General features: G+C 70.8%; 21 protein-coding genes. 5 read left to right on the forward strand and 16 right to left on the reverse strand.

Translation table 11 applies throughout. From position 1 onward, the window contains the following. Positions 1-54: 54 nt before the first annotated feature. Both groL and groES read right to left on the reverse strand, forming a co-directional pair. A complete protein-coding gene (groL, locus tag ACWEIJ_RS02635; RefSeq protein WP_449835449.1) occupies positions 55-1,680 on the reverse strand; it encodes a chaperonin GroEL in 1,626 nt (541 codons plus the stop codon). A gap of 85 nt (positions 1,681-1,765) precedes the next feature. Next, positions 1,766-2,059, reverse strand: a complete 294-nt coding sequence (gene groES, locus ACWEIJ_RS02640; protein WP_030471993.1) for a co-chaperone GroES — start codon at positions 2,057-2,059, stop codon at positions 1,766-1,768. A gap of 173 nt (positions 2,060-2,232) precedes the next feature. Between groES and ACWEIJ_RS02645 the strand changes: the two genes are divergently transcribed. Further along, positions 2,233-3,738, forward strand: a complete 1,506-nt coding sequence (locus tag ACWEIJ_RS02645; protein WP_449835450.1) for an alkaline phosphatase D family protein — start codon at positions 2,233-2,235, stop codon at positions 3,736-3,738. A 249-nt stretch (positions 3,739-3,987) separates the two neighbouring features. Here the strand turns inward: ACWEIJ_RS02645 and tsaD are convergent, their stop codons facing one another. From tsaD to tsaB, 3 genes are read right to left on the reverse strand one after another with little or no spacing between them, the layout of a single operon-like run. Beyond that, positions 3,988-5,043 carry a tRNA (adenosine(37)-N6)-threonylcarbamoyltransferase complex transferase subunit TsaD gene (gene tsaD / locus ACWEIJ_RS02650; protein WP_449835451.1) on the reverse strand — a complete coding sequence of 352 codons (1,056 nt, stop codon included), beginning with the start codon at positions 5,041-5,043 and terminating at the stop codon, positions 3,988-3,990. Beyond that, the gene (gene rimI / locus ACWEIJ_RS02655) at positions 5,036-5,494 is read right to left on the reverse strand and encodes a ribosomal protein S18-alanine N-acetyltransferase (RefSeq protein ID WP_449835452.1); all 459 of its coding nucleotides are present in this window, start codon (positions 5,492-5,494) and stop codon (positions 5,036-5,038) included. The genes tsaD and rimI overlap by 8 nt, the downstream gene beginning before the upstream one ends. Further along, positions 5,491-6,171 (reverse strand): tRNA (adenosine(37)-N6)-threonylcarbamoyltransferase complex dimerization subunit type 1 TsaB, encoded by a 681-nt coding sequence (tsaB, locus tag ACWEIJ_RS02660; protein WP_449835453.1) that lies wholly within the window; start codon positions 6,169-6,171, stop codon positions 5,491-5,493. Before tsaB ends, rimI begins: the two co-directional genes overlap by 4 nt. Positions 6,172-6,360: 189 nt before the next feature. Here tsaB and ACWEIJ_RS02665 point away from each other — a divergent pair, with 189 nt between their 5' ends. Then, on the forward strand, positions 6,361-7,710 hold the full coding sequence (locus tag ACWEIJ_RS02665; RefSeq protein ID WP_449835454.1) for an acyl-CoA synthetase: 1,350 nt from the start codon (positions 6,361-6,363) through the stop codon (positions 7,708-7,710). Positions 7,711-7,771: 61 nt separating this feature from the next. Here ACWEIJ_RS02665 and ACWEIJ_RS02670 read toward each other — a convergent pair whose 3' ends face one another. From ACWEIJ_RS02670 to alr, 4 genes are all read right to left on the reverse strand, one after another. Beyond that, complete coding sequence (locus ACWEIJ_RS02670; protein WP_449835455.1) at positions 7,772-8,113, reverse strand: hypothetical protein; 342 nt, start codon at positions 8,111-8,113, stop codon at positions 7,772-7,774. Between the two features lie 75 nt (positions 8,114-8,188). Next, positions 8,189-8,650, reverse strand: coding sequence for a tRNA (adenosine(37)-N6)-threonylcarbamoyltransferase complex ATPase subunit type 1 TsaE (gene tsaE, locus ACWEIJ_RS02675; RefSeq protein ID WP_449835456.1), 462 nt, complete (start codon positions 8,648-8,650; stop codon positions 8,189-8,191). Beyond that, a complete protein-coding gene (locus tag ACWEIJ_RS02680) occupies positions 8,647-9,744 on the reverse strand; it encodes an alpha/beta fold hydrolase (protein WP_449835457.1) in 1,098 nt (365 codons plus the stop codon). Before ACWEIJ_RS02680 ends, tsaE begins: the two co-directional genes overlap by 4 nt. Continuing rightward, the gene (alr, locus tag ACWEIJ_RS02685; protein WP_449835458.1) at positions 9,741-10,826 is read right to left on the reverse strand and encodes an alanine racemase; all 1,086 of its coding nucleotides are present in this window, start codon (positions 10,824-10,826) and stop codon (positions 9,741-9,743) included. Before alr ends, ACWEIJ_RS02680 begins: the two co-directional genes overlap by 4 nt. 121 nt (positions 10,827-10,947) lie before the next feature. On the opposite strand from alr, the gene ACWEIJ_RS02690 reads away from it, so the two are divergent. Then, positions 10,948-11,571: a maleylpyruvate isomerase N-terminal domain-containing protein gene (locus tag ACWEIJ_RS02690; RefSeq protein WP_449835459.1), complete on the forward strand. Its 624-nt coding sequence runs from the start codon at positions 10,948-10,950 to the stop codon at positions 11,569-11,571. Here the strand turns inward: ACWEIJ_RS02690 and ACWEIJ_RS02695 are convergent. Then, positions 11,568-12,950: an NAD(P)H-hydrate dehydratase gene (locus ACWEIJ_RS02695; protein WP_449835460.1), complete on the reverse strand. Its 1,383-nt coding sequence runs from the start codon at positions 12,948-12,950 to the stop codon at positions 11,568-11,570. The two genes, ACWEIJ_RS02690 and ACWEIJ_RS02695, sit on opposite strands and share 4 nt — an antisense overlap. Then, positions 12,951-14,810 (reverse strand): glutamine--fructose-6-phosphate transaminase (isomerizing), encoded by a 1,860-nt coding sequence (gene glmS / locus ACWEIJ_RS02700; protein WP_449835461.1) that lies wholly within the window; start codon positions 14,808-14,810, stop codon positions 12,951-12,953. Between the two features lie 134 nt (positions 14,811-14,944). Here glmS and ACWEIJ_RS02705 point away from each other — a divergent pair, with 134 nt between their 5' ends. Further along, the gene (locus ACWEIJ_RS02705; protein WP_449835462.1) at positions 14,945-15,772 is read left to right on the forward strand and encodes a dienelactone hydrolase family protein; all 828 of its coding nucleotides are present in this window, start codon (positions 14,945-14,947) and stop codon (positions 15,770-15,772) included. 10 nt (positions 15,773-15,782) lie between these two features. Further along, a complete protein-coding gene (locus ACWEIJ_RS02710) occupies positions 15,783-16,403 on the forward strand; it encodes a hypothetical protein (protein ID WP_449835463.1) in 621 nt (206 codons plus the stop codon). 45 nt (positions 16,404-16,448) lie between these two features. On the opposite strand, the gene ACWEIJ_RS02715 is transcribed toward ACWEIJ_RS02710, so the two are convergent. The 5 genes from ACWEIJ_RS02715 to glmM form a co-directional block, all read right to left on the reverse strand. Next, positions 16,449-16,961: a hypothetical protein gene (locus tag ACWEIJ_RS02715; protein ID WP_449835464.1), complete on the reverse strand. Its 513-nt coding sequence runs from the start codon at positions 16,959-16,961 to the stop codon at positions 16,449-16,451. Beyond that, a complete protein-coding gene (locus ACWEIJ_RS02720) occupies positions 16,958-19,633 on the reverse strand; it encodes a WXG100 family type VII secretion target (RefSeq protein ID WP_449835465.1) in 2,676 nt (891 codons plus the stop codon). The genes ACWEIJ_RS02715 and ACWEIJ_RS02720 overlap by 4 nt, the downstream gene beginning before the upstream one ends. 6 nt (positions 19,634-19,639) lie before the next feature. Beyond that, positions 19,640-19,945 (reverse strand): type VII secretion target, encoded by a 306-nt coding sequence (locus ACWEIJ_RS02725; RefSeq protein WP_449835466.1) that lies wholly within the window; start codon positions 19,943-19,945, stop codon positions 19,640-19,642. 184 nt (positions 19,946-20,129) lie between these two features. Next, entirely contained in the window at positions 20,130-20,375 is a 246-nt protein-coding gene (locus ACWEIJ_RS02730; protein WP_449835467.1) for a hypothetical protein, read from the reverse strand. A 16-nt stretch (positions 20,376-20,391) separates the two neighbouring features. Then, positions 20,392-21,726 (reverse strand): phosphoglucosamine mutase, encoded by a 1,335-nt coding sequence (glmM, locus tag ACWEIJ_RS02735; protein WP_449835468.1) that lies wholly within the window; start codon positions 21,724-21,726, stop codon positions 20,392-20,394. Positions 21,727-21,754 lie beyond the last annotated feature (28 nt).

Below are 21,754 nucleotides of genomic sequence, written 5' to 3' on the forward strand. Positions count from 1 at the left end.
GAAACGGGCGGCACCGCGGAGGGTGTCGCCCGTTTCCTTTTGAGTTCGAAGAACTCAGTGGCCGTGTCCGTGCCCGTGGCCGTGGCCACCGGCAGCAGCGGGCTCTTCCGCCTTCTTCTCGACGACGGCGCTCTCGGTCGTGAGCACCATGCGCGCGATGGAGGCGGCGTTCGCGACCGCGGAGCGGGTGACCTTGACCGGGTCGATGATGCCCTGGTCGAGCAGGTCGCCGTACTCGAGCTTCGCGGCGTTGATGCCGAAGCCCCACTCGCCCTCGCGGACCTTGTTCACCACGACCGCGCCCTCAAGGCCCGAGTTCGCGGCGATCCAGAACAGCGGCGCGGCCAGGGCCTTCGCGACCAGCGCGACACCCGTGGCCTCGTCACCGGTGAGGCCGAGCTTGTCGTCCAGCACCTTGGAGGCGTGGACCAGCGCGGAACCACCGCCGGGCACGATGCCCTCCTCGACCGCGGCCTTCGTAGCGGCGACCGCGTCCTCGATGCGGTGCTTGCGCTCCTTGAGCTCGGTCTCGGTGGCGGCGCCGACCTTGATCACGGCGATGCCGCCGGAGAGCTTCGCGAGGCGCTCCTGGAGCTTCTCGCGGTCCCAGTCGGAGTCCGTGGCCTCGATCTCGCGGCGCAGCTGCTCCGCGCGGCCGGCGATGTCGGCCTTGGTGCCGCCGCCGTCCACGATCGTGGTGTCGTCCTTGGTCACGACGACGCGGCGGGCGGAGCCCAGCTGGTCGAGCGTGGTCTCGGACAGCTTCAGGCCGATCTCCGCGGAGATCACCTCGCCGCCGGTGACGACCGCGAGGTCGTCCAGGAACGCCTTGCGGCGGTCACCGAAGAACGGCGCCTTCACGGCGACGACCTTCAGCGTCTTGCGCACGGCGTTGACCACCAGCGTGGACAGGGCCTCGCCCTCGACGTCCTCGGCGATGATCAGCAGCGGCTTGCCGGACTCCGCGACCTTCTCGAGGATCGGGAGGACATCGGCCAGGGCCGAGATCTTCTCGCGGTGCAGCAGGATGCGGACGTCTTCGTAGACGGCCTCCTGCGCCTCGAGGTCGGTCGAGAAGTGCGTCGACACGTAACCCTTGTCGAACTGCACACCCTCGGTGATCTGCAGCTCGGTCGCGAGCGTGGACGACTCCTCGACGGTGATGACACCGTCCTCGCCGACGCGCTCGATGGCCTCGCCCAGCAGCTGGCCGATCGACTCGTCGCGCGAGGAGACGGTGCCGACCTGCGCGATGTTGTCGCGGCCCTTGACCGGGGTGGCCTTGCCCTTGAGCGCGTCCACGACGGCGTCGGCGGCGGCCTGGATGCCACGGCCGAGCGCGGTCGGGTTCGCACCCGCGGCGATGTTGCGCAGGCCTTCCTTGACCAGCGCCTGCGCGAGCACGGTGGCGGTGGTGGTGCCGTCACCGGCAACGTCGTTGGTCTTGGTGGCGACCGACTTGGCGAGCTGCGCGCCGAGGTTCTCGAACGCGTCGTCCAGCTCGATCTCACGAGCGATCGTGACACCGTCGTTGGTGACCGTCGGGCCACCGAACTTCTTGTCGAGCACGACGTGGCGCCCGCGCGGGCCAAGGGTGACCTTGACCGTGTCCGCGAGCTTGTTCACGCCGCGCTCAAGCGCCCGACGAGCGTCCTCGTCGAAGCTGATCTGCTTGGCCATTTACCTCAAAGCCTCTCTGAGTAGCGAAACGCCCCGGATGCCCCGGGATGGGGCGCCGGGGCGTCAGGCATGTTGACCAGGCGTCTTAGTTGACGACGGCCAGCACGTCGCGAGCGGAGAGGATCAGGTACTCCTCGCCGTTGTACTTGACCTCGGTGCCGCCGTACTTCGAGTAGATGACGACGTCGCCGACGGCAACGTCGACCGGGATGCGGTTGCCCTTGTCGTCGATGCGGCCGGGGCCGACCGCGAGGACCTTGCCCTCCTGGGGCTTCTCCTTCGCGGTGTCCGGGATCACGAGGCCGGAGGCGGTGGTCGTCTCGGCCTCGGAGGCCTGGACGACGATCTTGTCCTCGAGCGGCTTGATGTTCACGCTCACCGGGATGACCTCCACGGGTCGTTGGCAGGTTTCGTTGTTACGGCTCCTGCCACCCCGCCGTCGCGGGGGTCGGGGCGGTGCTGGTGCCGTGCAGTTGGCACTCTACCCATGAGAGTGCCAACGCTTCAACGAGACCCCCGAACCGCTCACCCGGTGGGAGCCGTATTCCAAGCATGCCCACCTTGACGCGCCGCACGCTGCTGATCGCCGGCGTGGCGGGAGTCACAGCGTTCTCGGTCGCCGCGTCCGCCCGGCCGACCGACCCTTTCACACTGGGTGTGGCCTCGGGCGACCCGGCACCCGACGGAGTGGTGCTGTGGACGCGCCTGGCCCGCGAACCGCTCGCCGAGGACGGGATGGGCGGCATGCCGAACCGCCCGGTCGAGGTTCAGTGGCAGATCGCGCACGACGAGCGCTTCACCAGGATCGTCCAGCAGGGTTCCACCGCCGCTCGACCCGAGGAGGGCCACAGCGTCCACGTCGAGCTGGCCGGGCTGGAGCCGGGACGCGAGTACTTCTACCGCTTCTCCGCGCTCGGCCACCTGTCGCGCACGGGCCGCACCCGCACCGCGCCCGCCCCCGGCACGCTGGAGGTGCCGCTCACGATGGCGTTCGCGTCGTGCGCGCAGTACGAGCACGGCTATTTCACGGCCTACCGAAGGATGGCCGAGGACGAGCCCGACCTGATCCTGCACCTCGGCGACTACACCTACGAGTACGAGGCCGGCATCCACCTCTCACCGAGCGGCATCGCCCGCCACGTCGAGGGCCCGACCTCGACGACGCTCGCGAACTACCGGCGGCGGTACGCCCAGTACCGGGCCGACCCCGACCTGCAGGAGGCGCACGCCGTCGCGCCGTGGGCCGTCGTGTGGGACGACCACGACATCGCCAACAACTGGGCGGGCCTGCAGCCCGACACCCCGCAGGCCGACTTCGCCAAGCGCAGGGCGGCGGCGTTCCAGGCCCACTACGAGAACATGCCCCTGCGCAGGTCACCAAGGCTGTACCGGCGGATCCGATGGGGCGCGCTGGCCACGTTCCACATGCTCGACACCCGGCAGTACCGGACCGATCAGGCCTGCGGTGACGGGTTGCAGTTCTGCCCGGAACGACTCGCTCCCGACCGCACGATGCTCGGCGACGAACAGGAAGCGTGGCTGTTCAACGGCTTCCGCGAGTCCACGGCGCGATGGGACGTCCTCGGGCAGCAGGTGTTCTTCTCGCAGTACGACTACATCCCCGGTGACGAGGCCAAGTTCCTGCTCGACGCGTGGGACGGCTACGTCGCGGACCGCGACCGGGTGGTGGCGCGGTTCGGCGACGTGCGGAACCCGATCGTGCTCACCGGCGACGTGCACGCGGCGTGGGGCGCGGAGGTCAAGCTGCGCTGGGACGACCCGTCGTCACCGACGCTCGCGACCGAGCTCGTGACCACGTCCATCACCGCGGGCGGAGACGGCTCGGAGGAGTACGCCGAGACGGCGTCCTGGCTGCGCGAGAACCCTCACGTGAAGTACTTCAACAACCGGCGGGGGTACGCGCTGAGCAGGTTCACGCCCGGTGAGCTGCGCACGGAGTTCCGCGGCCTCGACTACGTGACGCGGCCGGGCTCGCCCATCCGCACCAAGGCCACGTTCGCGGTCGAGGACCGCCGCCCCGGCCTCCACCGCCTCTGACCGCGTCTCACCGAAGGCACGCGGGGAGCTTTCGTACTCTCCTGGAGTACGCGGGCGCCCCGCGTGCCATCGAAACAACGCAGGCGCCCTGCGTGCCGTCGGAGTGACGCAGGCGCCCTGCGTGCCGTCGGAGTGACGCAGGCGCCCTGCGTGCCGTCGGAGCAACGCGGGAGCCCCGCGTGCCGTCGGAGTGACGCGGGCGCCCCGCGTTTCCCTGTGGGGAACGGAGGGGCCCTGCGTGCCGCGGGGTCAGAGGATTTGGACCGTGCTGACCGGGAGGCCCGGCGTGGTCGAGATGTCCATCGAGGACGGCTTGGCGCCCGCGTGGACCAGGTGGGCGCCGAGTGCCGCGATCATCGCGCCGTTGTCGGTGCACAGCCGTGGCCTCGGCACGCGCAGTTCGATGCCCGCCTCCGCGCAGCGCTCGGCGGCCAGGCCGCTCAGCCGCGAGTTGGCCGCGACACCGCCGGAGATCACCAGCGTGTCGACCTTCAGGTCCTTCGCGGCGCGGATCGCCTTGGCGGTCAGCACGTCCGCGACGGCCTCCTGGAACGACGCGGCGACGTCGGCCAGCGGGATCTCCTCGCCGGCCCGTTCGGCGCGCTCGACCCAGCGGGCGACCGAGGTCTTCAGACCGGAGAACGAGAAGTCGTACTTCGCGTCGCGCGGGCCGGTGAGGCCGCGCGGGAACGCGATCGCGCACCCGTTGCCCTGCTTGGCGAGCTTGTCGATGGGCGGACCACCGGGGTAGGGCAGGTCGAGCAGCCGGGCGACCTTGTCGTACGCCTCGCCGGCCGCGTCGTCCACGGTGGAGCCGATCTCGGTGATCGAGTTCGCCAGGCCGCCCTCGACCATCAGCAGCTGCGAGTGGCCGCCGGAGACCAGCAGCGCGAGGCAGCGGTCCGGCAGCGCGCCGTGCTGCAGCGTGTCGGCGGCGACGTGGCCGGCCAGGTGGTTCACGCCGTAGAGCGGCTTGCCGAGCGCGGCGGCGTAGGCCTTCGCGGCCGACACGCCTACCAGCAGCGCACCGGCCAGACCGGGGCCCGCGGTGACGGCGATGGAGTGGATCTGGGAGAGCTCGACACCGGACGCGTCCAGGGCGCGGCGCATGGTCGGGACCATGGCCTCCAGGTGGGCGCGGGAGGCGACCTCCGGCACGACGCCGCCGAAGCGGGCGTGCTCCTCGACGCTGGAGGCGACCTCGTCGGCGAGCAGTTCGAGCGAGCCGTCCGGACCGAGGCGGACGATGCCGACGCCCGTCTCGTCGCACGAGCTCTCGATGCCGAGAATCAAGCGATCAGACACTTTGAGCAGGCCTTCCCATCGTGTACGCGTCGGCACCCGACGGCTGGTAGTAACGGCGGCGCAGGCCGAGGTGCTCGAAGCCGTGCGCCAGGTACAGGGCGATCGCGGGCTCGTTGTCCGTGCGGACCTCGAGGTACACCGGGACGCCGATCTCGTCCACGCGGGCGAGGAGGTCTCGCAGGAGCTTCTTGCCGACGCCCCGGCCCTGCCAGTGCTCGGCCACCGCGATCGTGTGCACGCTGGCCTCGAACTCGCTCGCCGCGAGCCCCGCGTAACCGATGAGCTCGTTGTCCGCGTACGCGCCGACGTAGTAGTGGCCGTTGTCGAGTTCGCTGTGGAACACGTTCTCGCTCCACGGGTCCTCGCCGGGGAACAACGCCAGCTCGATCTCGTGGCACCTGGGCACGTCGGCGTGCTGCAACGGCGCGAGCGTGACGGTGCCGGTGGTCATGCCTTGGTCACCCGCTTGCGCCCGGTGGGTTCGACCGCGTCCGGGCGGCGCAGGTAGAGCGGGGTGAGCGCGGCGGGCCGGGCCTTGGCGAGCACCTCGGCGGCCGCGGCGGCGACCAGGCCCTCCGGCGACGGGTGCCGCGCGTCGAGGGTGTCGAGCCCGAGGACGTCCCGGTAGATCTCGGCGCCCTCACCGGTCGCGTGGTGCACGCCCAGCGACGGCAGCTTCTCCGCCAGGTCCTGCGGGCGCTCGACGTGCGGCCCGTCGGTGCGGCGACCGGCGGCGTCGTAGGCGGCCCAGTAGACCTCCTTGCGCCGCGCGTCGGTCGCGACGAGCAGCGGGTGACCGCTGGCCGCGTCCCTGGCGATGGCGTCCGTGGTGGCGACCGGGTACACCGGGCGGTTCAGCACCTGGCCGAGCGCGGCGGCCGTGGCCAGGCCGACCCGCAGGCCGGTGAACGGGCCGGGACCCGCGCCGACGACGATGGCGTCGAGGTCGGCGAAGGTGTGGCCGGCCTCTTCGAGCGCGTCGCTGATGTGCGGGGTGAGCAGCTCGCCGTGCGCCTTGGCGTTGAGCGTCACCCGCTTCGCGAGCAGGCGCGGCGGGGAATCGGGCGCGAGGTCGACCACACCGGCGGTGACTGCGGGGGTGGCCGTGTCGACGGCGAGCACTAGCACAGTTGTCCAGAGTAACGCGGGGCGAACGACGGCTTTCGCGCGACCGCAGGTCGCCGGCGAGGCGGCTGCGACGTGGACGTCGCGCTTCGGGAAAGAGGGCCCACGCGACGCGAACCACGGGTGACGCGCAGCGTGGGCGTCCCCACACTTCCGATGCGGGCTCCAGCGGCGCGTACCACCCTGGATCCCATGTTCGCTGAACCGAGTGACCGCGAGGCCCTGCGCTTCGGTGAGAAGTCCCTGACCTACGCCGAGCTGCACCAGGCCGCGGGCACTCTGGCGGAACGGCTGCGCGGCCGCACCCGCATCGCCGTGTGGGCGACCTCGACGCCGGAAACCTGCGTGGCGGTCGTCGCGGGGCTGCTCGCCGGTGTGGCGGTCGTGCCGCTCAACCCCAAGCTGGGCGAGCGCGAGCTCGACCACATCATGTCGGACAGCAAGCCCGACCTGGTGCTGCGCGACGAACCGATCGTGTTCGGCGAGCCGGGGACGTTCGACGAGCCCGGCCCCGAGACGCCCGCGCTGGTCATCTACACCTCGGGCACCACCGGGCCGCCCAAGGGCGTGGTGCTGCCGCGCCGTGCGCTGACGTCGAACATCGACTCGCTCGCCAAGGCGTGGCAGTGGACGGACGAAGACGTGCTGGTGCACGGGCTGCCGTTGTTCCACGTGCACGGGCTGGGCATCGGAGTCCTCGGCGTGCTGCGGCTCGGCGGTTCGGTGCGGCACGTGAAGTTCTCGCCGCAGGCCATCGGCCACGAGCTCGCGACCGGCGCGACGATGATGTTCGGCGTCCCGACGATGTACCACCGGATCGCCGAGGCGGTGGAGAAAGATCCAGCGCTCGCCGAGCAGTTCCGGACCGCGCGGCTGCTGGTCTCCGGAAGTGCGGCGCTGCCGGCGAGCGACCACGAGCGCATCGCCAGGGCCACCGGACAGGGCATCGTCGAGCGGTACGGGATGAGCGAGACGCTGATGAACGTCAGCGTGCGGTTCGACGGCGACCGCAGGCCCGGTGCGGTCGGGCTGCCGGTGGACGGGGTCGAGGTGCGCGTGGTCGACGAGCAGGGCGACGACGTCGGCATCGGCGACATCGGCGAGATCGAGGTGCGCGGGCCGAACCTGTTCCTGGAGTACCTCAACCGGCCGGACGCGACGGAGCAGGCGTTCCGCGACGGGTGGTTCCGGACCGGTGACATGGCGGTGCGCGACCCCGACGGGTACATCCGGATCGTCGGGCGCAGGGCCACGGACCTCATCAAGAGCGGTGGCTACAAGATCGGCGCGGGCGAGATCGAGAACGCCCTGCTGGAGCACCCGGCGGTGGCCGAGGTGGCGGTGACGGGCGAGCCGGACGACGACCTGGGCGAGCGGATCGTGGCCTGGGTGGTGCCCGCGGGTGAGGCGCCGGAACCGTCGGTGCTCAGCGACCACGTGGCGAAGCTGTTGTCACCGCACAAGAGGCCGCGGGTGGTGCGTTACCTGGAAGCCTTGCCGCGCAACGAGATGGGCAAGGTGCTCAAGCGCGAGCTGTCCTGAGAGGACGGTCGTGGGAGATGGCCGACGGGCTCGCCCGGCCATCCCCCACGACGTCCGTCGATCAGCCCGCCGAGTTGCCGTTGCAGGCGACGTAGGACGGCGCGTGGTCGACCGTGAAGATCTCCAGCGGGCCGTTCCACTGCCACGGCAGCAGGCAGGCGTTGTTGGCGATGCTGATGTCCGAGCCACCAGCGGCCGAGTTGTCGTTGCACGCGGCGTAGCCGGGCGCGTGGCCCTCGTGCAGCAGCGAGAACGGGCCGTTCCACTGCCACGGAGCGGCACACAGGTTGTCCGCGATGCTGATGCCGTGGCCGGAGCGGCCGTGGTCGTGCCCCTCGCCGGCCGAGGCGGGGGACGCGGCGACCAGCATGGCGCCACCGATGACAGCAGTCGCAACAAGCATCTTCTTGATCATGCAAGTTTCATCGGCTCGTCACGCTCTGTCCTTAATGGACGTCACCCCATGCGCTGATCATCGTCACACGGGGAGGTCACGAGCCGCCCACTCGCCGTGCGGGATCAGCTGAGCCGTGCGAACGTCGTCGATTCCGCGCTCCAGCCGGATGAGGAGATGATCTTCGCTCAGGCGTTCCGCGACGCCCTCGCCCCACTCGACGGCGACCACGGCGTCGACCAGGTCCGTGTCCAGATCAAGATCGTCCAACTCGTCCAGGTGACCCCCGAGCCGGTACGCGTCGACGTGCACCAGCGGCACGCCCCGGCCGCCCTCCGCGGGCTCGTGGACGCGGGCGATGACGAACGTCGGCGACGACACCCTGCCCTGCACCCCGAGGCCGCGCGCGAGCCCGCGCACCAGTGCCGTCTTCCCGGCACCCAACGGCCCGGCGAGCAGCAGCAGGTCGCCCGCCCGCACGACTTCACCCAGCTTGCGGCCGAACTCCTCGGTGTCTTCCACCAGGGGCAGTTCGACGGTCTTCACGCTCGGCGCCACCACTTCTTCCGACTCTCTCCGCGATCGGCCGCGCACCGTTCGACCAGCGCGACCAGATGGTCGTTGACGAGATCAGCCTGCTCCATCATCACCATGTGCCCGGCACCGGGGGCCCGGACGAGGGTGGCGTGGGGCATCTCCTCGGCCATCCGCTCGGCGTGCGAGAACGGCGTGAGCTTGTCCGCGTCGCCGCTCAGGATGAGCACCTCGCAGTGCCGCAGGCCCGCCAGCGCCCGGTAGCGGTCGTGCGTGCCGAGGGTCTCCAGAAACTCGGTGAGCACCTTCACCGTCGTCCCGTTGATCATCTTCTCCATCAGGTCCACAAGGGACGGAGCCACCTTGCGGTCACCGAACGCCAGCGCGCGAATGCCGCTCCAGGTGAGGGTTTTCGCACCGCGCCGGACCCATTCGACGAGCGCGGGCTGCACCCCGGCGAGGCGGCCGATGCCGAGCGTCACCGGGTTGTAGCGCGAGAGCACGGACTTCGGCAGCCCTGCGCCGCCCACGGCTCCGGCGGCCGTGCCGATCAACGCGACACCGCGCACCCGTTCGGCGAAGAGCTCCGGCCGGCTCTCGGCCAGGGCCATGATCGTCATGCCGCCCATCGAGTGGCCGACGAGCACGAGCGGCCCCTCCGGCACGACCGAGCGGATCACCGCGTCGAGGTCGAGCGCCAGCTGCTCGATCGTGCTGCCCTCGGCGGAGGACCTGCCGGACCGGCCGTGCGAACGCTGGTCGTAGAGCACCTGGTGGACGCGCGGGTCGAGCAGCTCCGCGAGATCGCGGCGCTGGAAGTGCCAGCAGCGGCGGTCCAGCGCGAACCCGTGCACCAGCACCACGGTGATGTCGGCGGCGCCACCGTCACCGGGGTCGACCTCCTCCACGGAGATCGGCACGCCGTCGTCCGCGGCCACGGTCGACTCGCGATCGGGCCGCAGCGCGCCTAACGGCTCGTCGGCGAGGCTGTCGGTGGCCGTCTTGCGCTCGTGCGACACCTTCGCCGTCTGCGCCACCGCGGCACCGGCGACGGCGGCACCGAGCGCGCCACCGACCCACCCGACGACCTTCCACACCGGCTTCACGTGTAGATCCTCCGCACCCGCGGCCGGTACATCCCGCAGACGATCTCGTAGTCGATCGTCCCGGTCAGCTCCGCCCACTCCGTCGCCGTCGGCTCCCCCCGGCTCCCGTCGCCGAACAGGACGACCTCGGCACCCTCGGCAATCTCGTCGTCCCCGCAGTCCACGACGATCTGGTCCATGCAGACACGCCCGACCACCGGGCGGCGCTTCCCCTCCAGGAGCACCTCCATCCGGCCGGAGAGCGCCCTCGGGACACCGTCCGCGTACCCGGCGGGCACCAGTGCCAGCGTCGTGTCCTTCTGCGCGGTCCATGTCATCCCGTAGGAGACCGACTCGCCGGCGGGGATACGTTTCGTGAGCGCCACGTGCGACCGGTAGCTCATCACCGGGCGCAGGTCGTGGCCGGTCGGCACCGGGTTCAGCCCGTACATCGCGATGCCCGGCCGGACGAGGTCGAAGTGCAGGTCGGGGCGCGTGAGGAGGGCGGCCGAGTTCGCGATGTGCCTCTTCGGGTCGAGACCGTGGGCCTTCGCCACCTCGTAGGCGTCGTCGAACCGCTTGGCCTGCAGGTCGACCGACGGGTGGCCGATCTCGTCGGCGCACGCGAGGTGCGACCAGACCGCGACGACCTCGTGCTTGCGGGCCTGTTCGACCAGTTCCGGCCAGTCGTGCGGCTGGCAGCCGTTGCGGCTCAGCCCGGTGTCGATCTTCAGGTGGATCCGGGGTCGCGCGTCGGCCTCCTCGGCCGCCTGCTCGACCCGGCGCAGGTCCGAGATCGACGACACGGACAGGTCGACGTCGGCCGCGACGCCGGCGGCCAGGTCCTCATCCGGTGCGTCGAGCCAGGCCAGGATCGGGGCGCGGATGCCGGCCGCGCGCAGCGCGAGGGCCTCCTGGGTGGAGCAGGAACCGAGCCAGGTCGCGCCGGCTTCCAGCGCCGCCCTGGCGACCTCCACCGCGCCGTGACCGTAGCCGTCCGCCTTGACGACGGCCATCGTCTCGGAGCTGGGGGCAAGGCTCGACAGCAGTGCGACGTTGTGCCGCAACGCACCGAGGTCGACAACCACTTCTGAACGGGCCATAACCTGTTCATCGTGCCATGACAGCCGCGAACAGGGACTATGGCGCAACTCGCACACGCCGCCACGTTCACCGTGCGCGAAGCACGGGCTGCGGTGGCACGGACTTTGCGACGCTGACGGCATGGCCGCACAGCAGATCTTCAGCGCAACCGCACACGCCTTCGCCGACCTGATGGACGCGCTGCCCGTCGACCGTCTTCCCGGGCCGGGCCTCGGCGACTGGACTTTGCGCGACCTGATCGGCCACACCGTCTCGGCCGGGCTCGTCAAGGTCACCGAGGCGCTCGACCAGCCGGCCACCACCGAGGACATCGCCACGCCGGAGGCCTACTACGCCCTGGCGAAGACCATCGACCCTGCCGTCCACCAGGCCGTCGTCGCTCTGTCCGGCGCGGACGCCGGGGAGTGGGGCGCGCGCCTGGGCGATCAGCCCGCAGGCCCGGTCCGGCAGTTCGCCGAACGTGCGGTCGCCGCCGTCACCGTCGCCGATCCGGACCTGCTGGTCACCACGTCGGCCGGCGGCATGCGACTGGCCCAGTGGCTGCCCACCAGAACGTTCGAGCTGGTCGTGCACGGCATGGACATCGCCATGGCGGCGAACGTGCCGGTCGACCTGCCCGTCGACGCGCTCGCCGAGTCGGCCGCGCTGGCCGCCCGGCTGGCAGCGGTCACCGGCGACGGCCGGCAGGTCCTGCTGGCGCTGACCGGCAGGCGGGAGCTGACCGCGGGCTTCTCGGTGGTCTAACGGCCTCGGATCGCACGGATCGCGTCCGGGATCGCCGCCATCAGCCCCGACGACGGCACCGGCGCGCCGTCAGCCGCCAGCTCCGCCGCCAGCACGTGCGCGTACGCCGCGTACCCGGCTGCCAGGAACGGGTCCACGCCGGCGGCGAGCAACGCGCCGATGATCCCGGACAGCACGTCCCCGGACCCGGCCGTCGCGGGCCACGACGAGGTCGCCGAGTTGACCAGCGCCCGTCCATCCGGCGCCGCCACCACGGTCCGATGGCCCTTGAGCAGCACCACGGCGTTGAACCGCTGAGCTGCCTTGCGCGCCGCCGCGACGCGGTCCGCGCCCACCGGTCCGGCCAGTCGTTCGAACTCGCGGTCGTGCGGGGTCAGCACTAGTGGGGTGTCCGGGTCGCGGGCGTCCCACAGCTCGGGGTGCTGGGCGAGCAACGTGATCGCGTCCGCGTCGGCGATCACCGGCACCCCGGCGTCCAGCACGAACCGCAGCACCTCCGCCGACGACGGTCCGGTGCCCATGCCGGGGCCGGCCACCCAGGCCTGGACGCGGCCGGCGTCGGTGATCGAGCCGGTGCAGATCGTCTCGGGCCAGCGTGCGCGGATCGCGTCCGCGGCGGGACCGGCGTACCGGACCATGCCCGACGTGGCCAGCACGGCAGCGCCCGTGGACAGCACGGCGGCGCCCGGATACGTCGCGCTGCCGGCCGCCACGCCCGTGACGCCCTGGGTGTACTTGTCGTCGGACGGGCCCGGCACCGGCCAGGCGATGTCCGCGCGGTCGAGCAGCACGAAGTCGGGGTCCGCCGGCCGCAGGCCGATGTCGACCAGCCGCACGTCGCCGCACTCGGCCAGCGCGTGCACCGGCTTCAGGCAGCCGAAGGTGACCGTCGTGTGGGCTCGCACGAACGGCCCGGAGATCTCACCGGTGTCCGGGTCGATGCCGCTCGGCAGGTCGACGGCCAGGATCGGCGCGCGAACCGAGTCGACCAGCGCGGCGGCGTCGGGGCGCAGCGGACCGCGTGCCGAGAGCCCCACGATGCCGTCGATCACCAGGTCCGGTGACCCGACCTCGGAGACGATCCGGCCGCCGGCGCGGCGGAAGGCCGCGAGCCCTTCGGCGTGCGCCTTGGCCGGGTTGAGCAGGACGGCGGACACCGCGACACCACGACGGCGCAGGAAACATCCGGCCCAGAGAGCGTCGCCGCCGTTGTTGCCCGCACCCACGAGCAACGTCACGCGGCGACGTCCGCGCAAAAGCCTGAGGGCGTGGGTGGCCACACCGAACGCGGCCTTGCGCATCAGCGAGCCCGGCGGGACCACCGCCATGAGCTCCTCTTCAGCGGACTTGACGCGTTCGGTGTGCCAGACGCCTCTCACTCACTCGACCGTAACGGACTTCGCCAGGTTGCGGGGCTTGTCGACGTCGTAGCCGCGGCTGCGCGCGATCTCGGCGGCGAGCACCTGCAGCGGGACCGTCGAGATGAGCGGCTGCAGCAGGGTCGGGACGGCCGGGATCTCGATCAGGTGGTCGGCGAACGGGCGCACGGTCTCGTCGCCCTCCTCGGCGATCACGATCGTGCGGGCGCCGCGGGCCTGGATCTCGCTGATGTTCGACACCAGCTTCGAGTGCAGGACGGCACGGCCCTTCGGCGACGGCATGACCACGACGACCGGGAGGTTCTCCTCGATCAGCGCGATCGGGCCGTGCTTGAGCTCACCGGCGGCGAAGCCCTCGGCGTGCATGTAGGCGAGCTCCTTGAGCTTGAGCGCGCCCTCCAGCGCCACCGGGTAGCCGACGTGGCGGCCGAGGAACAGCACCGCCTTCGAGTCGGCCAGCTCACGGCCCAGGGCGCGGACCTGCTCGACGGTGCCGAGCACGCGCTGCACGGCCTCGGGCATGGCCTCCAGCTCGTGGAACTCGCGGGCGACCTCGTCCGGGTACTTGGTGCCGCGTGCCTGCGCCAGGGCCAGGCCGACCAGGTAGTTCGCCGCGATCTGGGCGAGGAACGCCTTCGTCGACGCGACACCGATCTCCGGACCGGCGTGCGTGTAGAGCACGGCGTCGGACTCGCGCGGGATCTGCGCGCCGTTGGTGTTGCAGACGGCCAGCACGCGGGCCTTCTGCGCACGGGCGTGGCGCACGGCCTCCAGCGTGTCGGCGGTCTCGCCGGACTGCGACACGGCGACGACGAGCGTGTCGCGGTCGAGCACCGGGTCGCGGTAGCGGAACTCCGAGGCGAGCTCGACCTCGACGGGCAGGCGGGTCCAGTGCTCGATCGCGTACTTCGCGACGAGACCGGAGTGGTAGGCGGAACCGCAGGCGACGACGAAGACCTTGTCGACGTCACGCAGGTCCTGGTCGGACAGGCGCTGCTCGTCGAGCACGATCCGGCCGTTCGAGAAGTGGCCGCGCAGCGTGTTGGCCAGCGCGTCCGGCTGCTCCTCGATCTCCTTGAGCATGAAGTACTCGTGGCCGCCCTTCTCGGCGGCGCTGAGGTCCCAGTTGACCGTGAACGGCTTGGCGTCGGCCGGCTCGCCGTCGAAGTCGGTGACCTCGTAGCCGTCGCGGGTGATCACGACCATCTGGTCCTGACCCAGCTCGACGGCCTCCTTGGTGTGCGCGATGAACGCGGAGACGTCGCTCGCCACGAAGTGCTCGCCCTCGCCGACCCCCACGACCAGCGGGGAGTTGCGGCGGGCGGCGACGACCTGGTCCGGCTCGTCGGCGTGCGTGAACACGAGGGTGAACGCGCCTTCGAGGCGGCGCACGATCTTGCGCACGCTGGCAGGCAGGTCGCCCTTCGTGTCGCCCTCGGCGTAGGCGAACGCCACGAGGTGCGCGACCGTCTCGGTGTCGGTGTCGGACGCCATCTCGACGCCGAGGCCTTCGAGCTCGGCGCGCAGCGCGGCGAAGTTCTCGATGATGCCGTTGTGCACCACGGCGACGCGGTTCGTCGCGTCGCGGTGCGGGTGGCTGTTGCGGTCGATCGGCGCGCCGTGCGTCGCCCACCGCGTGTGCCCCATGCCGACGGTGCCCGCGAAGTTGTCGCGGCCCACCTCGTCGAGCCTCGTCTCCAGGTTCTGCAGCCGGCCCGCCTTGCGCTCGACGGCGAGGTCGCCCTCGTTGATGACCGCGACGCCTGCCGAGTCGTAACCCCGGTACTCGAGCCGCCTCAGCCCGTCCAGGACGACGTCGAGCGCTGCCCGGTGACCCACGTATCCCACGATTCCGCACACGGGAAACAGACTAGCTAGACCACGCCGCTAACCCTAATGAGTGGTGACGCGCTGTTTGTGCTGGTCAAAAGCCCGTATGGTGTAGACCAATCTCAGGTGTGGTGCGCGCGACAGGATCGACTACGGTTCACCCCATGGCTCGCCGCGTGATCACGCTGACCGCGAAACAGGCCCTGGAGCAGCTCAGCAGGCCCGGTCCGCACCCGGTGCTGCGCGGCGACCTCGCGCTCGTCGGCCTGCCCGGAGTGATCTTCACGCCCACCGCCGGTCTGGGCCTGCCCGCCGTCGCCTTCGGACACGGCTGGATGCAGCCCGTTCGCCGCTACCACGGGCTTTTGCGGCACCTGGCGTCGTGGGGCGTCGTCGCCGCGGCACCTGCCGTGGAGCGCGGGCCGCTGCTGTCGTCGCGGGTGCTGGCGGCGAACCTGCTGACCACTTTGGACATCTGCACCGGCGTGCGGCTGGGAACCGGGGACATCAGCGTCGACCCGGCCCGCCTCGCACTGGCCGGGCACTCGATGGGCGGCGGCGCGGCGGTGCTGGCGGCCTCGGAAGCCGATCACGTCCGGGCCGTTGTGACATTGGCCGCAACGGAGACCCGTCCGTCCGCACTGGACGCCGCGCGGGACGTCCGAGTGCCCGGCCTGCACCTCGCGGCCGGTGAGGACCGGATCGCGCCGCCGGTCGGGCACGCCGAGGCGATCGCCCAGGCGTGGGGCGGCCCCGTGCAGCTGCGGCTGCTGCCCAAGGCTTCGCACCTCGGGTTCACCGAGGGGCGGCACTGGAGCGAGCTCCTGCTCGACGGGCGCGCAGAACGGGGATCGCACAAGCTCGGGCGGGCCTTCGTGACCGCGTTCCTGCTGCGGGTGCTGACCGGTGAGCGCACGTACGACGAGCTGCTCGACGGCGATCTGAAGAACGCGAACCTCATCTTCCAGCGAGCGGCGCTGCGTCAGCGCTAGCGTGCTCCCCGTGATGCCGGGAGAGCAGAACCGAGGCTGGCACCAGCCGCAGCAACAGCAGTGGGGTCCGCCACCGCCGGCGCCGAAGCGCGGGAACTTCGCGCTGGCCGTCGTGGCCGCGGTGGGCGCGATCGGGGTCGCCGTGTACTGGGCGATCCTCGGCGTGATGCGGATCGTCATCGAACCTCCGCACGAGGCGGAGCCGGACGTCGTCGCGAGACTGCTGGCGAGAACTGGCGGCAACGGCGACCTGCTGGTGCCGTTGAGCATCGCCGACATGGTGCTCAAGCTGCTCGCGGCGGTGGTGCTGGTCTTCGGCGCCCTGCTGATCGTGCTGCGCAAGCTGCCCGGCGCGTTCCTCGTCGCCGGTGCCGTGCTGGTGGCCGTGCTCGCCGCCGTCGCCCACTTCCTCTACTACCACCAGCTCGGCTGGAGCGGGACCAGCGACAACTACATCGCGGCCGGGCTCACGCTCGTCGTCGGAGTGCTGGCGATCCTGCCGCCGGTGACCAACGCGCTGAAACCCGCCGCCCAGCCGCCGTTCCCGCCCCAGCAGCAGTTCCCGCCGCAGTACCCACCACAGCAGTTCCCGCCGCAGCAGCCGCCGCCCGGCTACGGACCGCCGCGCTGAGCACGACAACGCCCCCAGGTCGTCGGACCTGGGGGCGTTGGTCGTTCAGGAGAGCCAGCTCTGGTTGCTGAGGTCGTCGTCATCGTCGACGACCGGGCGCTGCGGCCGGCGTGGCGGCGGTGGCGGCTGGCGGACCGGCGGAGGCGGAGGTACCAGCGGTTGCTGGACGGCGGGAGGCTGGCGCACGTGCCGCTGCGGCGCCTCCGATGCGTTCATGAAGGCCTGCGACTGGGCGCGCAGCTCACGTTCCTGCCGTTCCCGCTCGATCTGCGCGAGCTCTTCCGCCAGGTCGTCGTGCGGTGCCGCGGTCTCGTCCTCCAGCCCGAAGGAGAGCTCCTTGTTGCCGTTCTTCTGCTGACCGTCGCCGCGCTGGTTGCGCGCCATCTCGCGCAACCGCTCGGTGAGCCGCTGCTTGCGGTCGGCGAACTTGTCGTGGCTCTCCTGAGTCGCCTTGGTCGACTCGTCGAACTTCTGCCGGACGTCCGCCATGCGCGACGAGTGCTCCGACTCGATGCCCGCGAGCTTCGCCTTGAACGCGGCGAGGTCGAGATCGCTCACCACTGACCACCCCGGTTGCCGTCATCGCCGCTGAGCACGCCCTGGGCGCCGCTCAACGGGTTGCTGTTGTCCTCGTCGAACAGCGAACCGGTGGTGCGCCACTGGCTCGCGCCGCGCTCGGTGTCGCCGCCCTGCTGACCGCCGTGGCCGCCGGCACCACCCATCATGCCGCCGCCGCCCATCATCCCGCCGCCCATCATGCCGCCGGCCGCGGGACCGGAGGTGGGCTGGCCGTGACCGTCCTGCATCGTCGGCAGGTTCGCGGAACCGGCCTGGCCCGCCTCGGAGGCGTTCGTGTCGAACGCGACGCCGTTGTCGCTGTGGGACGGCGTGCTCCACGCGCTGTCGGCCGGAGCCGATCCGCCGAGCACCGACTCGTGGCCCGACGAGCCGCCGCCGGTGAACGAGACGCCGGACGTCGACGTGCTGTCCGAGGCCACGGCGTGGGTGAACTGCGGCCCCTCGCCGGGGCCCCGGTGCTCGCCGACGTTCGGCATGATGCCGTTGTCCTCGATGTAGCTGCGGCCCATCGACTCCTGGAAGCGCTCGGCCACGTTCGGGGTCTCCTGCCCCGGCGGGCTCCAGACCTGTTCGGCCTGGGCAGGCATGGTCTGGAACTCGCCCTGGGCGGGCGCGGGCATCGTCTGGAACTCGCCCTCGACCGGTCGCGGAAAGTCCTGCTCTGGGAGGTTCAGCGGCTGGTTGAGCCGCTGGCCGTCGGCCATGCCGCCACCGGCGCCCGCCGGGTCGAGCTTGCCCTCAGCGCCCGCGGCGGGGTTGTCGTCCTCACCGAAGGCCACGCCGATCTGGTCGGGCGTGCCGTCGCCGTTGTCCGCGACCAGGTTGATCTCGCCGGTCTTCGGGTCGACCTCGGCGGTGAAGCTGACGCCGTCCTGCTCGATGTGGATCTTGCCGTCGGCGCCGACCTCGACCGGGATCGGGTTCGACTCCGAACCGGGCGCGCCACCGGGTGCCACGGGCGTGTTCCCGGCGACCGGTGCGTGCGTTCCCGGTGCCTGCGGGCCGCCCTGGGTCGCCGTGCCGGTGAGCTGGTTGGCCATGGCCGTGACGGCCTGCGTGCCGTTCTGGCCCATCAGCGCCTTGGCGGCCTCGGGGTTCTTGCTGAAGTCGAGGTCGTAGGTCTTCGGGTCGCCCTTGGGCGTGTCGATCGTCATCTTCACGTGCCCGTTCGAGTCGGGCTCCGTGACCTTGATCGTGTTGTCGCCCGCCTTCACCGTGACGGACTCGAGCTTCTCCTCGTGCTTCGGCTGCTGCTGCGGGTGGTCCGGCTTGCCGTCGCCGTCGAGGTCGTCGACCTTGCCGTCACCGTCGGTGTCGCCGGGGATGTCCGGCTTGCCGTCGCCGTTCTTGTCGAGCGGGTTCTCCGGCTTGGGGATCTCGGGCATGCCACCGCCCCCACCGCCGCCACCACCGGTCGAGCCGCCGCCACCGCCACCGCCGCCGCCGTGGTTCTTGCCACCGCCACCACCGCCGCCGTTGTCACCGGGCTTCTCGGCGGGCTTTTCTTCCTTGGCCGGGTCGAACGGCTTGGTGTTGATCTTGTCGATCTCGGCGCCGAGCGCGTTCCACGCGTCGTCGACGGCCTTCTTCGTGTTCTTGCAGAGGTCCTCGAAGTTCTTGTACTTCTCGCTGACGTCCTTGTGGAAGGTGCCCTGCAGCCACTCGCGGCAGCCCTTGCGCACCTCGCCCTTCCACACGTCGCCGTCGCACGCCTCGTCGTCGATCTTGATGCCGACGTACCCGGCAGCGCGCTTGAGCACGCCCTCGTCCTCGCTGTCCGCGGCCTGCACGATCTCGCGGATCTGCGGCGGCGTCTTGCCGGCGATGTCGAACGGGCTGCCCACCCCGTTCAGCACGGTGCTCGCCTTGTCGTTCACCAGCTGCGAAACGGTGTGGCACGCGAGGCGCGTCGCGTCGGCGATGTGGTTGACGCCGTCCGCGACGGCCGCCGCCTTCTTGGAGAAGTCGGCGACGAAGGCGCGGGAGTTGTCCGCGGCCTTGCCGTCCCAGGTCGACCACAGCTTCGACATCGACTTCTCGGAGTCGGCCTGCTGGGTGCGCAGATCGGTGGAGATCTGCCGCATCTCGACGATGTCCACGTCGATCTTGTGGAAGTCGATGTCGCGCTGCTCTTCGTAGAGCTTCTTGACGTTGCCGTAGTCGGTGTTGACGTCCGCGCCGACGCCGATGACCGACTTCGCCTCCTGGTAGACCGGGAGGAAGTTCTCGAAGTACTTGAGGCCGGGCATGCCCGCGTCGAGCAGCTCGTTGGAGTTGGCGACGCCCGCGCCACCGTCGGCGGCGCGCTGCTCGGACTGGTCCAGCGCGTCCTGGCCGGCCTTCTTGGAGTTGTTGTAGTCGTCGATCTTCTTCTGGCCGGCCTCGCCCGACTTCTTCGCGTCGTCGTAGGCCTTGTTCAGCCGGTCGTCCGAGCTGTCGGCCCAAGGCATCGTGTCCTTGAAGGCCTGCCACTGACCATCTCCCCAGGAGATGTCGTAGTTGTCGAGGTAGTCCTCGAGCTCGTCGTTGAACGTGCCGAACGGGTTGTCGCGGGCCTCGGTGGCGTAGTACGCCTGCAGCAAGGCCTTCTTCTGGTCAATGGGGACTTCGGGGTTGTCGCAGAGCTTCTTGACTTCTTCCCAGCTGGGCATCCGCGACTACCTTCCCTGCTTGTTGACCTTGGCGGCGTTGGCCTCTTCGGTCCACGCGTAGCCGTTGGCCGACTCGCGCAGCTTGTCCGAGAGGCCCTTCATCGCCGCGGAGTACGCGGCGATCGCCTCGCCCAGCTTCGGCAGGCCGGCGACGTACTTGCCCCCACTCGTCTCGTGCGCGCGACCGAAGTCCTTCGCGACCACGGAAGTGGCGGTGATCTTCGCCTTGTAGTTCTCGATTTCGGTCGCGATGCCCTGAATGGTCGTCGCGGACGACATCATTTCGCCGGCGTTGGCCTGAAAGCCAGACATGTGCTCCTGCCTCCCCTTGTCCCCGATCTGACGCAGTTCGGCTCAGCCGGGTTCCGCCATACAGTGCCAGCTCAGCTCACACGCTGACCTGCGCTCCGTGATGTCGGTTGCCTTAGTAAACAGCCATTCGGCGGCACCCGCCGATGATCACACCGGTCGGGTGCCGCCGCTGTCGGCCAGGCGGTCACCAGCCGCCCGGCGCGGGAGGCTGCTGCCCCTGCGGCGGGTACGGCTGGTGACCGGGAGGAGGCGGGGGCTGCGGGTAGCCCTGCTGCCCCGGCGGGAACTGCTGTTGCTGCTGGTACGGGTACCCCTGCTGCGGGGGATACGGCGGCTGCGCGGGCTTCTTCCTGGTGGTCAGCACGACCACCAGCACCACCGCGCCGACCACCAGGACGAGCAGGAAGATCAGCACCAACCAGATAGCCACGAGTCCTCCGAGATCCTCAGTGCACCGAGGAAACCACACCCGCGAGGCGCTGCGCGGCGGACTCCGCCTGTTCGTGGCTGGTGGCCTCGACCATCACCCGCACGAGCTGCTCGGTTCCGGACGGGCGCAGCAGCACGCGGCCGGTGTCACCCAGCTCGGCCTCGACCGCGGCCACCGCCTCGCTGACCGACGCGGCCTTGGCGACGGCGGCCTTGTCCGAGACCTTCACGTTGATCAGGACCTGCGGCAGGCGGCGCATCACCGCGGCGAGGTCCGCCAGCGACTTGCCGGTCTCGGCCATGCGGGCCATCAGGCGCAACGCGGTGAGCAGACCGTCGCCCGTGGTGGCGTGCGCGGGCAGCACCACGTGACCGGACTGCTCGCCGCCGAGCGAGAAACCGCCGGCCTTGAGGTCCTGCAGCACGTACCGGTCACCGACCGCGGTGGTGCGCAGGCGGATGTTCGCCTCCCGCATGGCGATGTGCAGGCCGAGGTTGCTCATCACCGTGGCGACGAGCGTGTCCTCGTACAGCTCGCCGGCGTCGCGCATCGCGAGCGCGAGGATCGCGAGGATCTGGTCACCGTCGACGATGTTGCCCTCGGCGTCCACGGCGAGGCAGCGGTCGGCGTCACCGTCGTGCGCGATGCCCAGGTCGGCACCGTGCTCGCGGACCGCGGCGGCCACGACGTCGATGTGCGTCGAGCCACAGCCGTCGTTGATGTTGAGGCCGTCCGGGGTCGCGTTGATCGCGATCACCTCGGCCCCGGCGCGGCGGTACGCGTCCGGTGCGGCCACCGACGCGGCACCGTTCGCGCAGTCCACCACGACCTTGAGGCCGTCGAGGCGGTGCGGCGTGACCTTGAGCAGGTGCTCGACGTACTGGGTCTCGGCGTCGAGGACGTCGCGGACCCGGCCGATCGCGGCACCGGTGGGCCGTTCGAAGCCCGTGCCCATGTGCTGCTCGATCTCGTCCTCGACCGCGTCGGGCAGCTTGTGACCACCCGCGGCGAAGAGCTTGATCCCGTTGTCCGGCATCGCGTTGTGCGACGCGGAGATCATCACACCGATGTCGGCGCCCAGCGCGGAGACGAGGTGGGCGACGGCCGGCGTGGGCAGCGCACCGACCCGCAGCACGTCCGCGCCGGCCGAGGTGAGGCCCGCGGTAACCGCGGCGTCGAGCATCTCGCTGCTCGCCCTGGGGTCGCGGCCGACGACGGCGACCGGGCGGTGGGAACGGTCGTGCTCGGCGAGCACACGTGCCGCTGCGGCGGCGACGGACATCGCGAGCTCAGGGGTGAGATCGGCGTTGGCGAGACCACGCACTCCGTCGGTGCCGAACAGGCGGGCCATGAATCCTCCGAAATGGACACACTGCGAG

The organism is Lentzea sp. NPDC004789 (genome assembly GCF_053601075.1).

Coding starts and splice junctions, on each gene's coding strand:
- alr (WP_449835458.1), bottom strand. CDS start 10,826: ATGGCCCGTTCAGAAGTGGTTGTCGACCTCGGTGCGTTGCGGCACAAC.
- groL (WP_449835449.1), bottom strand. CDS start 1,680: ATGGCCAAGCAGATCAGCTTCGACGAGGACGCTCGTCGGGCGCTTGAG.
- ACWEIJ_RS02720 (WP_449835465.1), bottom strand. CDS start 19,633: ATGCCCAGCTGGGAAGAAGTCAAGAAGCTCTGCGACAACCCCGAAGTC.
- ACWEIJ_RS02665 (WP_449835454.1), top strand. CDS start 6,361: ATGTTCGCTGAACCGAGTGACCGCGAGGCCCTGCGCTTCGGTGAGAAG.
- ACWEIJ_RS02725 (WP_449835466.1), bottom strand. CDS start 19,945: ATGTCTGGCTTTCAGGCCAACGCCGGCGAAATGATGTCGTCCGCGACG.
- rimI (WP_449835452.1), bottom strand. CDS start 5,494: ATGACCACCGGCACCGTCACGCTCGCGCCGTTGCAGCACGCCGACGTG.
- ACWEIJ_RS02645 (WP_449835450.1), top strand. CDS start 2,233: ATGCCCACCTTGACGCGCCGCACGCTGCTGATCGCCGGCGTGGCGGGA.
- ACWEIJ_RS02690 (WP_449835459.1), top strand. CDS start 10,948: ATGGCCGCACAGCAGATCTTCAGCGCAACCGCACACGCCTTCGCCGAC.
- ACWEIJ_RS02705 (WP_449835462.1), top strand. CDS start 14,945: ATGGCTCGCCGCGTGATCACGCTGACCGCGAAACAGGCCCTGGAGCAG.
- glmM (WP_449835468.1), bottom strand. CDS start 21,726: ATGGCCCGCCTGTTCGGCACCGACGGAGTGCGTGGTCTCGCCAACGCC.
- ACWEIJ_RS02670 (WP_449835455.1), bottom strand. CDS start 8,113: ATGCTTGTTGCGACTGCTGTCATCGGTGGCGCCATGCTGGTCGCCGCG.